Raw genomic sequence first — 13,802 nt, forward strand, 5'->3', positions numbered from 1 at the left:
CATAATTACGACTAAAGGCTTTTTGTATGTAAGTAAATGAAAAAGGAGCTTATTTTATGGAACATAATAAAAATGGAATTCTTGCTTTAATTGTTTTATTTTTAGGATTAGTGTTTTTTGTCAGTGGAATGGTTTATCATTTATGGGGCTCATTTTAATTTCAACTTTTAGACAGATAAATAATTCGAATCAGAGAAATGTGCATTTTTCCCTTTTCCTTCCAAAATTAATATAATAAGATATAAAATGTAATACATATAAAGACAAATATATATAGCACTCATTAAAAGTGCTTCTATTTTGGAAGGAAGAAACAAACGATGAACAAAAAGTTATTAGCATCATTATTATGTAGCACATTCTTGTTTGGAGTATCAGCTTGCAGTTCACATGATGCGCCTGCGAAAAATGAGCAGGCGACTTCTAAAAAAACAGAGAATGACAAACTTAGCAACAAGGATTCGCAAAAAGAACTTCCTACCAATGTAGATTCCTCTGATGTATACATGTCAATGGGATCTGCCGAGTCATTAGATGTTCTAGGGACTGGAGAAGTTAAAGCACAAGGTGTCTTTAAAGTATTAGACATCGCAGTTTATAATCGTAAAGAAGAACCCATTACACTAGATATCAACAACTTTAAATTAATTGATGGATTTGGAAGAGAATATCACATTTCCAATGAACATCAATCCGTACTTAAAGCTGCAAATACCTCTACATTTAAATTTGGTATTGTTAACCCTGGTGAACATTCGGACGGAAACATTGTATTCGATGTACCGAAAAACACGCGAGGATTAACTTTAAAATTTAATAATGATAAGTTAGATAAAGAGCTCCAATTAAAAGTGGAATTGGAATAGGCAAAATAAATACGTCTCCCTTAACATTCTCTACTAACATAAAAAAGTACAGTCTTTTCTACAGCAGACTGTACTTTTTTATTTATCATTTCACATAACATTCCCTAATTTTTTTGACTAGATGCTCTCCAATCACGAAAAGATGTTGGGCGTCCAGAAAAAGCTCTTTGCTTTGTAACAGATGGTTTTTCTTCAGGAGTCATTGTTTTTTCTTTAAGAGTCGCTGGTTTTTCTTTAAGCGTCACTGATTTTTCTTCAAGAATAGTCACAGCTGTTTGCATTTTCTCTAACTGTTCTTTCAACAATTGTTGTTCAATCTTTAAATCCGTAAGTAAACGTAAAATCATCTCAGAATTAGCCATAAGATCCTCCTTCCCCCAATACACAGAATAAAATACAATATGTAGAAGACAAAATTCCGGTGACAAAAATAAGATCGTCAACTCTTTTTAACTTCCAAAATCCTTTTATTTTTTTAAGGACCTGCTCCATTTACCCTTAAAAACATAAATTAAATTAAATCCATTAATAAATGGTCTTTATGGAAGGAGGAGTTAATATGGGCTATGGCGGTAGTTGTGGTGGTGGCTGTGGTTTCGGCGGCGGATTTGCCTTACTTGTTGTGCTCTTCATCTTATTAATCATTGTTGGCGCTAGCTGTTGGGGCGGCGGATTCGGCTGCTAAGGAGAGGCACTCTTGAGAGTGTCTTTTTTTGATATGTGGCTCGTATACATATTGTTCAAATCTATATATTTTTTAAAAATATAGATTTAAAGCATATTTCTCAATGAATAAAACAATTTAACATGGTAAAATAATAGTTGGATGGGAGTCCAATATATTATTAAAATTAAGATGGTTCAAGTCGAAGGAAGGCACCTTAGGGTGTCTTTTCTTTATGACTTCTATCATCAACAAAGGGTGATACAAACTATTACATATGTTTGTACCACCCTTTATTGATGCGTTTAGACTTCACAGTTGTTGAAGTTTTAGACTTCTCCCTTAGTGTACCCATATTATTAGAACATCCTGTAATCTGTAGACAAAATGTAGCTAATAAAAACAATATTAATAATTTCTTCAATAAATCCTCCTACATGCATAAAACACGATATGTTACAAAACAAACATAACATCAACCCTTTATAAAAACAATATAATCCTCGGTCCTTAAGCTATCTCTTAACATAGGAGTACCGCTACATATTCATCAAGCTAAGATTTTAAAATATCCTTTACTTAAGGAATTTGTAAGTATCAAGTAAGAAAAACGAGAGCTTTGTTTCGTATAATCAAAATATAAAGTGAAGGAAGAAAGATTATTTCTGGGATTAATATGCATGGGACAAGAGAAGAAAGCTACGTTTTTTTAGAATAATAATATGAGTATGTCCAAGTTTTGGAGATTGCTTGCAAATATTTTGAAGTTTTCGCACCAGAATTCTAATTACCATACCTGTTTTGTACCATCACGTATTGGAGGTTAAAACATGAATAAAAAAAAGAAAATACAAAGATCAGTACTTACCTTTCCCCTACTCTTTTCTTTAGGCGTTTCATCTTTCCCGCTTACAACAACTATTCACGCAGATACACGCGAAGAACAATCTGCTGAAAAGAAACTAGTCTCTTTAACGGAGCGTACATCATTATTTTTTGAATATCTCCAGCAAGGTAAGTATGCAGAGGCACTACAGTTGACGTCTACTGCTTTTCAATCCAAGTTTACAGCAACCACATTACAAAACTGGTGGACACAAAGTGGCTGGAGCGGGATAAAAAGCATGGGAACCCCCGTGATAAAAGAACGAAACTTGGTCCATCAGACGGTAGAAATTCCAGCAGCTACCGAAGGAACTACCATACCGCTACTCCTTAAATTCACACCTGGCGGGAAAGTAGATGAAATTGGAGAAAGGCCACCCGAAGAATCTTATACCATCCCACATCCTAGCTATGATCAACCTGACTCCTATCAAGAACGTGAAATCGTCATTGGAAATTCTACCTATCCGTTACCAGCGACATTAACAGTTCCGAAGCATCAGCGTGGTGAAAAGGTACCCGTCGTTGTTCTTGTGCATGGTGCTGGCATCCATGATCGCGATGCTACCTATTTGGGAACAAAAATCTTACGAGACCTTGCGGTGGGCCTTTCATCCAACGGAATTGCAGTGTTGCGCTATGAAAAACGTACCTTAGAACATGCATTAAAGATGAGTGCAGAACCTGTTACATTAGACCGTGATACTACAGATGATGCCATATATGCAGCAAAGTCAGCAGCGCAGCAGGAAGGCATTGATCCAAATAATATTTTCATTCTCGGACATAGCCAAGGAGCTGGCACAATGCCGCGTATACTGAGCAAAGCGCCTTCCTCACTTGTTCGAGGAAGTATCTTACTCGCACCACCTGCACGCCCTTTGACTGACATTGCCATTGATCAGTATGAATACCTTGGGGCATCAAAGGAAGAAATCGATGAACTAAAAAGACAGGCTGCTTTTATTCAGGAGCCTACTTTCAATCCTGACCATCCTCCAGCTGGCTACAATTTTGGGTCACCTCATTTTATGTATGATGTTTCTAGGTGGCGTCCAGTTGAAGAGGCAAAATCACGAAAAGAGCCTTTACTCATTCTGCAAGGAGCACGTGATTATCAAGTAACAGTAAAAAATGAATATACAAAATGGCAAGAAGGGCTTGCAAACCGCAGGAATGTTCAGTTCAAAAAATACCCGAAATTGAATCATTTCTTCACGGAGGGTGACGGGGAATTAAGCCTCCCTAGTGAATATGAAATCCCTGCTAATATTCCCGAGTACGTCATCCAGGACATTATTACATGGGTTAACGAGACAAAAAAATAAGAAAACATCAAAAGCCTTCATGCAATCATTATTGCGTGAAGGCTTTTTTGAAGCTAGTGATTTAGAGATAGCTATTATTTTATATAATATTTGCCCCAAAACGAAAAATTAGAGTCTTTTATAATAATGAAGTTCATTTTAGAAGCAACCTGTTCTGTGAGCTTAACGGTGATGGGCGGTATCCCTAGAATAAAGAAACAAGAGTAGTTAAAGAGACTACTCTTGTTTCTTTTCTTTCTCCTCTTTTTCAATTTCAGATACTGATTTTGCTGGTTTTTTTACCATTTCATCTAATTCTCCAGAACGCGTAAATTTGTCTTCAAAGTTTTCAGTTGTACTTATACTAGCTATAAAATCTAATTCTTTATTATGATTTATATAGCCTTCTAAATAAGGAACTCCCATTGGACTTACAGCTTTTTTTGTAAACGTAATAGATTTCACATCTTTCACGTTATAACGAATATACTTTTCTACCCGTGCTTCTTGTTTCTTCCAAAAATGTTCCTCTTGTTCTTTTTTTTCTACATATTTCATTCCAATATATCCTCCTGCTATGAGTATCACAGCAGATATAACCAAAATCATTGCTTTCTTCATTGGAAATCTCCTTATAAAAAGCCTACCAATGTATTCTTCTTAAAATGGGATAGAGAAGACAAGAATAGTGCAAAAACTACTCTTGTTTCTTTTCTTTCTCCTCTTTTTCAATTTCAGATACTGATTTTTCAGAATCTTTTATAAGTTTTCCTAATTTCCCAGAACGCGTAAATTTGTCTTCAAAGTTTTCAGTTGTACTTATACTAGCTATAAAATCTAATTCTTTATTATTATTTATATAACCTTTTATATGAGGAACTCCCATTGGACTTACCTTATTTTCTGTAAATGTAATAGATTGTACATCTTTAATATTATAACGAATATACTTTTCCACTCGTGCTTCTTGTCGGTTCCAAAATTGTTCTTCTTTTTCTTTTTGTTTTAAGTATTCCATAGTAAAATATCCTCCTACTATGAGTATCACAGCAGATACAATCAAAATCATTACTTTCTTCATTGGAAATTCTCCTTATAAAAAACATTTACCAATACATTTTTCTTAGAATAGGATACAAAAAAAGAGTAGTTCAAAGACTACTCTTTTCTTTTTCTTTCTCTTCTTTTTCAATTTCCGATACCGATTTTGCTGGTTTTTTAATCATTTTATCTAATTCCCCAGAACAACCAAACTTATCCTCAAATTTATCTGTAGTACTTATACTTGCATCAAACCATAATTCCTTATCATTATTTATATATCCTTCTACAGAAGGAACTCCCATTGGACTTACATCTTTTTTTGTAAACGTAATAGATTTTACACCTTCGATATTATAATGAATATACTTTTCTACTCGTGCCTCTTGTACTTTCCAAAACTTTTCTTCTTTTTCTTTTTGTTTTAAGTATTCCATAGTAAAATATCCTCCTGCTATAATACAAATAATGGATAAAATAATTACCAATTTCTTTTTCATTTAAAATCCCCTTGTATTTAAATATAGTTAAAATATACCATGAAATGAGTTGAAATATATGAATGAACTTAAAAAGAATCCAATTGCGACAGATGAAGATTATTTCGAGCTATCGGATAAAGTTTATAAACAGAAATATTTACATAAAGAAGCAAAAATTACAGGATCTAATGGTCAAGAATGGAAAGTTATAGAAACATTTGATGCAGATGACACAAAAGTGAAAAACGGATTACAAGCAATCGCTGTAGTACCTGCAAATAAGTATAAGCCTGGTAAAAAACAGTATGACGATGTAATCATTGCATTCCGTGGTACTGAATTTGATAGATTCGATGGAGATAAAACCACAGATATAGTTCAAATTACACTTGGACAGAAAAAGAACCTTGGTGTAGCAGGCGGAAAAGCTCCGACATCATTTGATAGTGCATTAGAATTTACAGAAAAAATTAAGAAAAAATATAATCCTACATCTATTCACACTACCGGACATAGTAAAGGTGCTGCGGAGGCTCAATATGTAGCAGCAGAAATGAATTGTTATGCAACAACATATGCTGCACCAAATATTTATAGATTACTAAGTGATAAAGCAAAAAAACGAGTAGATGAAGGCGTAATGGAAAATAAAGTAGTAGATTATACTCATAAAGAAGATGCTGTAGGAAATTTCAATCAATTTGGAGCACCTATGATTGGTAAACAATTTACAACGAAAAGTAATGGAACAGATAGTATTCTCGCGGCTGTATTTATGGGACAACATCCAATGTCAACATTTCTAGAAATGTTCCACAATAATGGTAGTGTTCGACTAGAATTAGAACCAGATGATATCATTCGTCATGCAAAAGAGATACAAAAAATAAGCGATATATTATCTGATATTATTAGAAATATAGAACGATTTCAACAACAAGAAGAAGAGGAAGTTGCGAAATTAAAGAGTCAATTGAAGCATGAGACAGGCCCTGGAGGAAAATATCATCTGTTAGAAGAACATGAAGTAGATGAAGCAATTAGAGAGGTTGCAAAAATATCCCAAAACGGAAGAGACTATTTTCATGATGTACAACTAGCAGAAGAACTAATTCATCTTTTACGGAAAAAACAAAAAGAATTGATTCATTTTGGAGATGATATTGCTTATGCAGCTAATTCATTACGCGATAAAGATAATCAATTAGGAACAAATTTTGAAGGACTGGCGGCGAGATAATATGATGGATTTTATAGGGGAAATTCAAAAAATAGAGAAAGAAATAGAAAAAGCTACAGTTGGTGCAGTTGGAACTATTATAGATGAGTTGCAAGCTGTTAAAAAGCAATTAGAAAAAGAAATGCAACAATCACTTTTAAAAACTGATGTAGCATTCAAAACAAATAGCATAGTAGCAAGCCAAAAACATGCCATTCAAAAAAACAAAGAAGCATTTCATGATGTATGCAAAAGTTTATCTGAACAAGGAATTGAATTAAACAAAAGTTTTGAAAGCAAAACAGGTAGTGCAATAAAAGAAACATTACATAAACATCTCGATCAAATTCGGAATGAAATGATTTCTAAACAATATGATTTAATTAATAGTTGTGGAAAAAAATAAAAAATTTCTATTATTATTTTAATCTATATATATACAAAAAAGTCCTCTTATGTAGGACTTTTTCTAATACGCAAATAGATGCTATATTATCAAGCATCGCTCCTGCTTCAATTCTATGTAGCTTTAATTCCCTAAAAGCAAAATCTACAACAAGTTGAAGAGCCTCTGTTGTATAGCCCTTTGTATTATGCTCCTTATCCAAAGTAAAACCCGTATAACAACTTTGGAGGTCTCCCCTAACAATTTGAGTTAATGAAATGTCTCCGATAAGTTTATCATTTTCTCTTAAAAAGATTCCAAAAGGATATACTTGCCCTTCAGCTGTCTTTTTTAACGCTTGTTCAAGACGTATTTTTTGATGTTCTTCTGTATAAAAAACTTCTGGGAGCAATGGACAAACTCGCTGAAAAAATTCGCGATTTCTAATATGTAAGTTAGCTAACTCGTTAGCATCATCAGTTTTATAAAGCCGAATATAAATGTGCTTCCCTACTAGTTTCATAACATCCCTCCAACCTTTTTATATGTCTAATGAGGAAAAAGTATACCGTATACTATATACAGTTGGATAATATCAGGAAGCATTTTGCACGAAAGAAAAGACACTCTATATGAGTGTCTTTTCCAATAGTTTTTAGCAGAAGCAAGAAGCTCCAACGATGATTAATAAAATGAATAACACAACTAATAAAGCAAAGCCTCCCGAGAAGCCACAACCGCCACAACTACCACCATAACCCATAATAGTTCCTCCTTTAGATAAGAGGGGAAAACTAAGGTTCACTCATGTATTTTAATGGATTCGTTTCATCTTATGTTTTTCCGCATTGATTGAGCAGGTCCTTTCGAAAACTATTCACATATTAACTATATTTTTAAAAATGAATAATTTAACTATATCAATAAATAGATTAATTAATATAATGTATTAATTCTAAAAGAAGGGAGGAATAGCCATGCAAGTAGTTTGTTTTAAAATAGTGAGTGGTCAGTATTTCTTGTTTGTAGAAGGTATTCAAATTCCTGTACCAATTCCAGCAGTTGCTGCAGCTTTATTAATTGGTTTAGGAGTAATTCCACTTTGTTCTTAATGTAAGGAATTCGGATCATTCCTATCTTTCCATTGGAAAAGCCTCAAGTATATGAATACTTGAGGCTTTCTTTATATCAAAGAAAAAACACCTTACAGCGCTTGAAGATCTCCTGATTTAAATAATGCGGCCGTTACATCATCACCGAAAGTATTGAAACAGAATACTTGCTCGTCTACCTTATCCATTACTGTAGCTTCACCTATCTTGCCACCTTGAAGTTTAATAAAATAGTTATGTTCTTCTAAAATTTCACTAAAATCTCTATTTGACCATCTTTCAGTAATTGCTAATAGCTCTTCTTTGTTCTTGAAATTGTTTCCGTTTAGAATGTTTCTTACTTTCTCTGCATTCTTTTTGGACATAGGGGTTGCTCCCTTTCCTTCACACGCTTTTACTTTTTGATGAGTCATGCTATGCATAGCTGAAATAACTTCTTCTTCAGTAGAAGTTACTGTAATGTGAAGTTGTGCATTTGAGCCTTTCACTTCTGCTTCATTCGATAGTGTGTCTTCTTTATTAACCTCTGCAAAAACATGGTCCTCACTCTCAAGCGGGACTTCAGCAAACTGTAACATTCCATAAGTCATACCAGTTGCAAGTACTACTCCCCCTATAATAGATGCTAGCCAATACGTTAGCTTTTTGTCCATCTTCATTTCCCCTGTCTTCGTTTAAATATCTTAACTAAAGAGTACCATATTTAATTCCTTTTTATTGAAGTGTCTCTAATTTTTACTATAAAAAACGTATAAATCATTTAATACCAATATAACAACTTCACAATCATGACTATGCCTATTCTCATAACAGGATCTATATACGATGTCACTAAATCATTTGGTGAACTATTAGTTATTAGTACGGCTTTGCATCCTTATTCTCAAAAAGGATAATTATTGTACATACCAATTCTTATGTATGAAGACACCCAAAACAAATGTTACGAAAAAAATATAAAAAAGACATCTTTTCTAGGAAAAGATGTCTTTTTTATATAAACCTTAATGTTCGTTCTGTAAAACTCTCGCTTCCTTTACTCCTTCTTTGTCTTCTTTTAAGAATAACGATACGATAAATGCAACAATGATAAAGACTAACCCAAGTGCAAATGCACCTTGGAACCCTGAAGTTAAACCGTTTAACTTCTCTACTGGATCCAGTGGATTTGCGGAGCTTTCCATATACTTAGTTGTTCCTGAAGACATTTTCGAAATAAAGATAGCTGTACCAATTGCACCAGCTACTTGTTGCAACGTACTAAATAGTGCTGTTCCGTGCGGATATAAATCTGGTGTTAATTGATTTAAACCGTATGTTTGTGCTGTCATGACAAACATGAGTCCAACCATTAATACGCTATGCATGATAATAATTTGTACCATTGATGTATCAGGAGTAATGCCTTTAAATAAGAACATTGCAATTCCTACTAAGACAATGCCGGGAACGATAATAACTTTCGGACTAAATTTATCAAATAGTTTACCTGCGATTGGTCCCATTATGGCGCTAATAACACTTCCCGGAAGCATGATAATTCCTGATTTAAAAGCTGTAACGAGTAAAACGGTTTGCAGGAACATCGGTAATAAAGTCATCGTTGAAAATAACGACATCATCACAATGACAATTAATCCAACTGATAATGTAAACATCGGAACTTTAAATGCTCGTAATTCTAAAATTGGATTCTCAATTTTCAATTGTCGAACGGCAAAAATACATAATGAGATAAGCCCAACAATTAAAGTGCCATACACTTTTGCATCGGACCATCCTAAATCACCCGATGCACTAAAGCTATACACAAGCCCGCCAAATCCTAATGTCGATAAAAGGATAGATGGGTAATCTACTTTTGGCCTTGTTAACTCTGAAACATTTTGAATGTACTTCATCCCAATCATAATGGAAATAATCACGATAGGAATAACAATATAGAATAACCAGCGCCAATTTAATGAATCCACAATTACTCCAGATAATGTAGGGCCAATTGCCGGAGCTGCCATCATCACGAGTGCGATTAATCCCATTGTCGCACCACGTTTTTCAGGTGGACAAATGATTAAAATCGTATTCATTAATAACGGTGTAATTAACCCCGTCGCTACAGCTTGGACGATACGGCCAATTAATAAAACGGAAAATGTCGGTGCGAATCCCGCAATTAATGTACCGACTAAAAACGTTACCATAGCGATCAAAAACATTTGTCTCGTTGTGAGCCATTGCTGAAGTAACGCTGTAATTGGAACTAAAACCCCAACTACTAACATGTATGCTGTAGAAAGCCATTGAATCGTTGAAGCCGTTACGTCAAATTCTTTCATTAATACCGTTAACGCATTTCCAAGTAATGTTTCATTTAATAATGCAACCATTGCACCTAAAAGTAATGCAATTAAAATGGGGATATGTTTCAAATTAGAAGTATCAACTTTGCCACTTGCTGGGCTCTTAGTTGTCATATTCATTTACAGATTCTCCTCCTGTTTCTTACTTAAAAAACTTTAAATACACCGGAACACATGTAATATAATATACATATGTAGATTAAAAAGGGAGAATCAATTTTCAGCCACTGTATATTTAATCTACAAAAAAGGAGAATTGTAGATGAACGATAATGAAAAACAACTTGATTTACGTATTAGACGTACACATAAATTACTGTGGGATTCCTTATTTGAATTAATGACGCAATCAAAACAGAAATATAGTACGATTACGATTAACCAAATATGTGACCGCGCAATGGTACACCGAACAACCTTTTATAAACACTTCGAAGATAAAGATGCTTTATTAGCATTTGGATTTAAACGATATAGCAAGATGATTGCTGAAATACCGGTTTCAGATCGATTAAGTAAACCATTTCAAGTAATGGAACAATTTCTACACCATGAAGAAATCGGTAAAATATTAGAAACGCAAATGTCTGATGAACAATTTATTAACCGAACACAATATTTAAGTCACGAAACGAGAAAACAAGAAATAGAAGCGTTAAATCAACTGCACAAAAATCATACGATGCCCAATGATTTAATCATTGAATTTTATTCAGGGGCAATCACCTCATTAAGCGCATGGTGGTTTAAAAGTGAAAGAAAAGTTTCTGCTGCTGAAATGGATAGGTATCTCCATCAACTTATTAATCGGGATATTTTTCAGTTTGAAAAGGAATAAGACTACACCTTTTCAATCATGCAATAAAGTGAAACTTTAATCAGCCCTCACCAATCGGACTTTTACGGACAGCCCGACCCCCACCTAACTTCTTTGCTTCCACTGAATTTTGAGGTGGGGGTCTTACTGCCCGTTAAAGCGGGATCAAATTGACCACAAAATAGGAATATGATATATTTTCCGTAGAATACTATATAAGTGTAACAGCGAATAAATTGGCATATAATAAAAAGAAGAGATGCGCTAACATCTCTTCCTTAACTGCTACCGTATAGGGTGGTGGTTATTATACGTTATTATTTTTTACGAAACCCACCCTTTTGCTTCCTACGGCGCGGAGTGGGTTTTTTGTTGTCCTTACCCAGAAGTTGCTTCCGCAAAAAATACGCTGAAACTTCACGTACATCGTACGTCTTGATTCTGTACTGTCTGTTCCGCTACCAGATACGTAAATGAACGTCATGTTTGGATTTAACTCCGCTAATGTTTTCGCGGCGGATAACATTAAATCAATGAAATAAAACGTCGATAAATTTAAGTTACGAATATTCAGAATTAATATTAAAATTAAAAATGGGGATAGGGGTATGGGCTTATAAAATTTATACATAACGAGGGAATAGAAATGAAACTACAATTAAAAGCGGATTTAATGTTACTACTAGTTACATTTTTTTGGGGTGCATCCATCCTACTTACAAAACTTGGACTTGATGGCATAGAAGAATATAATTTAATCGCATTACGATTTATTATCGCTTTTCTTTTATCAGGTTTAATATTTTACAAACATTTATTCAAAGTTGATTTTAAAACTGTAAAATATGCATTTATACTTGCTTCTGTCTTATTTATCGTTTACATTTTCGCGACTTTCGGTACAAAGTATACGAGTGTTTCTAATGCTGGTTTCCTACTATGTCTCACAGTCATTTTCATTCCAATATTATCAGCTATATTTTTAAAACACATTCCGGAAAAGAAAGTTATAGTAGGAATCATTTTAACGATAATAGGAATCGGCTTATTAACATTAACGAGCGAATTCAAAATCGGTAACGGCGATATATTTTGCATACTGTCTGCCCTATTTTATGCGATTCACGTCATCATTACTGGAAGCGTAACGAAACATGTAAACTCCATTGCACTTGGCGTCATACAACTCGGTTTCGTCGGTCTATTTAGTCTTATTTTTTCATTCATTATAGAAACGCCAAAGCTTCCTAGCACAATCAACTCATGGCTAATCATCTTAGCCTTAAGCATATTTTGCACCGCAGTCGCATTCATCGTGCAAGTAATTGCCCAGCAATACACGACGCCTACCCATACAGGTCTTATTTTTTCATTAGAACCTGTCTTTTCCGCAGGATTCGCTTTCGTTTTCACAGGTGAAACGCTGACAGGAAAAGGATACTTAGGGGCTACGCTTATATTGCTGAGTGTGCTAATTGCTGAGTTAGATTTTAAGAGTTTGTTGAGGCCTAATTATAAGAAGAATATAGAATAAACATTTCACTATGATCAATAAACATACCCCAGAAAAATATGAGTTTATATTATTTTTATTCTCTTCACTTAGATTTTCTTTTTAGATGCTATCTTCAAACAAGGTAGCATCTAAAAAATGTTAAAAGGAATTTTCTCCTGGTATCTTCTTATATTCTATGTAGGCATCTTTGACCTTTTCTACGTTCTTTAATTACTTACTGAATATAGTCATACAGATTTTTCGCTAACAATAAACAAGTTACTGTAATGAAAAGAGCACGAACATACCCGCTTCCTTTTTTTATAGCAAATTTGGAGCCAACAATCCCTCCAGCAATTTGAGCAATCCCCATGATAAAACCATATGCATAGTTGACTTGCCCTACATACATAAACATCAACAATGCACCAACATTACTTCCTAAATTAAGAAGCTTCGCATTACCTGCTGCTTTTAAAAAATCATACCCAATAAATAAAAGAGAAAACATTAAAAATGAACCTGTTCCAGGACCTAGAAATCCATCATAAAAACCAATAGCAAAAACAAAGAAAGTAAAAATAATGACGTGTCGACCAGACAATTTTTTATGAGTGGAAATACTTCCCCAATCCTTCTTGAATATCGTATAAATAGCGACCACACCAAGCATAATCAACATCAATGGCTTCAGTACTTCTGGATTTATTAAATGAACGGTCCATGCCCCTATTATGGAACCTATGAAAGTGAGCGGAACTAATTTAAACGCCGATTTCAAATCAAGATTACCAGAACGATAAAACACAATATTACTAGTTGCACTTCCCATTGTCGATGCTAGTTTATTTGTGGCTACTGCACTTGCTGGATTCAGTCCTGTAAATAATAAAGCTGGTAAAGCAATGAGTCCACCACCACCTACAACTGAATCAATAAATGCAGCTACAAATCCAAAAACAATCAAAATCATTAATACAGATGGGTCTAAATAAAAATCCATACTATTAACCTCCCTTTTAGTCACTATTCGAATAGTAACTAATAATTTGCTAAATGTAAACAGTTATTGTAACGTTGAAATATAAAGTGAAACTTTAATCAGTGGGGCCACTGATTATTAGTTGAACCAATCGGGCTTTAACGGGCAGCCCGATCCCCACCTAACT

Annotated in this window: 17 protein-coding genes; 8 read left to right on the forward strand and 9 right to left on the reverse strand. The window is 34.1% G+C overall.

Annotation, left to right across the window (positions count from 1 at the left end):
* Positions 1 to 320 precede the first annotated feature (320 nt).
* Positions 321 to 866 (forward strand): DUF4352 domain-containing protein, encoded by a 546-nt coding sequence (locus ACUN13_RS10515; RefSeq protein WP_257115890.1) that lies wholly within the window; start codon positions 321 to 323, stop codon positions 864 to 866.
* Positions 867 to 970: 104 nt separating this feature from the next.
* Here the strand turns inward: ACUN13_RS10515 and ACUN13_RS10520 are convergent, their stop codons facing one another.
* A complete protein-coding gene (locus ACUN13_RS10520) occupies positions 971 to 1,228 on the reverse strand; it encodes a hypothetical protein (RefSeq protein ID WP_000013694.1) in 258 nt (85 codons plus the stop codon).
* 197 nt (positions 1,229 to 1,425) lie between these two features.
* Between ACUN13_RS10520 and ACUN13_RS10525 the strand changes: the two genes are divergently transcribed.
* Positions 1,426 to 1,551, forward strand: a complete 126-nt coding sequence (locus ACUN13_RS10525; protein WP_000540377.1) for a YjcZ family sporulation protein — start codon at positions 1,426 to 1,428, stop codon at positions 1,549 to 1,551.
* Between the two features lie 809 nt (positions 1,552 to 2,360).
* Positions 2,361 to 3,743 (forward strand): alpha/beta hydrolase, encoded by a 1,383-nt coding sequence (locus ACUN13_RS10530; RefSeq protein WP_242278657.1) that lies wholly within the window; start codon positions 2,361 to 2,363, stop codon positions 3,741 to 3,743.
* 216 nt (positions 3,744 to 3,959) lie between these two features.
* Here the strand turns inward: ACUN13_RS10530 and ACUN13_RS10535 are convergent, their stop codons facing one another.
* The 3 genes from ACUN13_RS10535 to ACUN13_RS10545 form a co-directional block, all read right to left on the reverse strand.
* Positions 3,960 to 4,343 carry a DUF1433 domain-containing protein gene (locus tag ACUN13_RS10535; RefSeq protein WP_242278658.1) on the reverse strand — a complete coding sequence of 128 codons (384 nt, stop codon included), beginning with the start codon at positions 4,341 to 4,343 and terminating at the stop codon, positions 3,960 to 3,962.
* A gap of 76 nt (positions 4,344 to 4,419) precedes the next feature.
* Positions 4,420 to 4,803: a DUF1433 domain-containing protein gene (locus tag ACUN13_RS10540; RefSeq protein ID WP_445423768.1), complete on the reverse strand. Its 384-nt coding sequence runs from the start codon at positions 4,801 to 4,803 to the stop codon at positions 4,420 to 4,422.
* Between the two features lie 70 nt (positions 4,804 to 4,873).
* Positions 4,874 to 5,263 carry a DUF1433 domain-containing protein gene (locus ACUN13_RS10545; protein WP_445423769.1) on the reverse strand — a complete coding sequence of 130 codons (390 nt, stop codon included), beginning with the start codon at positions 5,261 to 5,263 and terminating at the stop codon, positions 4,874 to 4,876.
* Positions 5,264 to 5,321: 58 nt separating this feature from the next.
* Here ACUN13_RS10545 and ACUN13_RS10550 point away from each other — a divergent pair, with 58 nt between their 5' ends.
* Together ACUN13_RS10550 and ACUN13_RS10555 are read left to right on the forward strand one after the other, a co-directional pair.
* A complete protein-coding gene (locus tag ACUN13_RS10550) occupies positions 5,322 to 6,485 on the forward strand; it encodes a hypothetical protein (RefSeq protein ID WP_025688084.1) in 1,164 nt (387 codons plus the stop codon).
* 1 nt (position 6,486) lies between these two features.
* Positions 6,487 to 6,870 carry a hypothetical protein gene (locus ACUN13_RS10555; protein ID WP_000968628.1) on the forward strand — a complete coding sequence of 128 codons (384 nt, stop codon included), beginning with the start codon at positions 6,487 to 6,489 and terminating at the stop codon, positions 6,868 to 6,870.
* Between the two features lie 13 nt (positions 6,871 to 6,883).
* On the opposite strand, the gene ACUN13_RS10560 is transcribed toward ACUN13_RS10555, so the two are convergent.
* On the reverse strand, positions 6,884 to 7,372 hold the full coding sequence (locus tag ACUN13_RS10560; protein WP_071740859.1) for a GNAT family N-acetyltransferase: 489 nt from the start codon (positions 7,370 to 7,372) through the stop codon (positions 6,884 to 6,886).
* Between the two features lie 132 nt (positions 7,373 to 7,504).
* Complete coding sequence (locus tag ACUN13_RS10565; protein WP_000540375.1) at positions 7,505 to 7,612, reverse strand: YjcZ family sporulation protein; 108 nt, start codon at positions 7,610 to 7,612, stop codon at positions 7,505 to 7,507.
* A 214-nt stretch (positions 7,613 to 7,826) separates the two neighbouring features.
* Here ACUN13_RS10565 and ACUN13_RS10570 point away from each other — a divergent pair, with 214 nt between their 5' ends.
* Entirely contained in the window at positions 7,827 to 7,961 is a 135-nt protein-coding gene (locus tag ACUN13_RS10570) for a hypothetical protein (RefSeq protein ID WP_001198456.1), read from the forward strand.
* Positions 7,962 to 8,053: 92 nt separating this feature from the next.
* Here the strand turns inward: ACUN13_RS10570 and ACUN13_RS10575 are convergent, their stop codons facing one another.
* Positions 8,054 to 8,614 carry a PRK06770 family protein gene (locus ACUN13_RS10575; protein WP_025687788.1) on the reverse strand — a complete coding sequence of 187 codons (561 nt, stop codon included), beginning with the start codon at positions 8,612 to 8,614 and terminating at the stop codon, positions 8,054 to 8,056.
* 351 nt (positions 8,615 to 8,965) lie between these two features.
* Entirely contained in the window at positions 8,966 to 10,441 is a 1,476-nt protein-coding gene (locus tag ACUN13_RS10580; protein ID WP_257115887.1) for an MDR family MFS transporter, read from the reverse strand.
* Positions 10,442 to 10,583: 142 nt separating this feature from the next.
* Here ACUN13_RS10580 and ACUN13_RS10585 point away from each other — a divergent pair, with 142 nt between their 5' ends.
* On the forward strand, positions 10,584 to 11,159 hold the full coding sequence (locus tag ACUN13_RS10585; protein WP_025687786.1) for a TetR/AcrR family transcriptional regulator: 576 nt from the start codon (positions 10,584 to 10,586) through the stop codon (positions 11,157 to 11,159).
* A 625-nt stretch (positions 11,160 to 11,784) separates the two neighbouring features.
* Complete coding sequence (locus ACUN13_RS10590) at positions 11,785 to 12,672, forward strand: DMT family transporter (RefSeq protein WP_025687785.1); 888 nt, start codon at positions 11,785 to 11,787, stop codon at positions 12,670 to 12,672.
* A gap of 196 nt (positions 12,673 to 12,868) precedes the next feature.
* Here ACUN13_RS10590 and ACUN13_RS10595 read toward each other — a convergent pair whose 3' ends face one another.
* Complete coding sequence (locus tag ACUN13_RS10595; RefSeq protein ID WP_257115886.1) at positions 12,869 to 13,636, reverse strand: TSUP family transporter; 768 nt, start codon at positions 13,634 to 13,636, stop codon at positions 12,869 to 12,871.
* Positions 13,637 to 13,802: the final 166 nt, after the last annotated feature.

The organism is Bacillus cereus group sp. Bce041 (genome assembly GCF_052646455.1).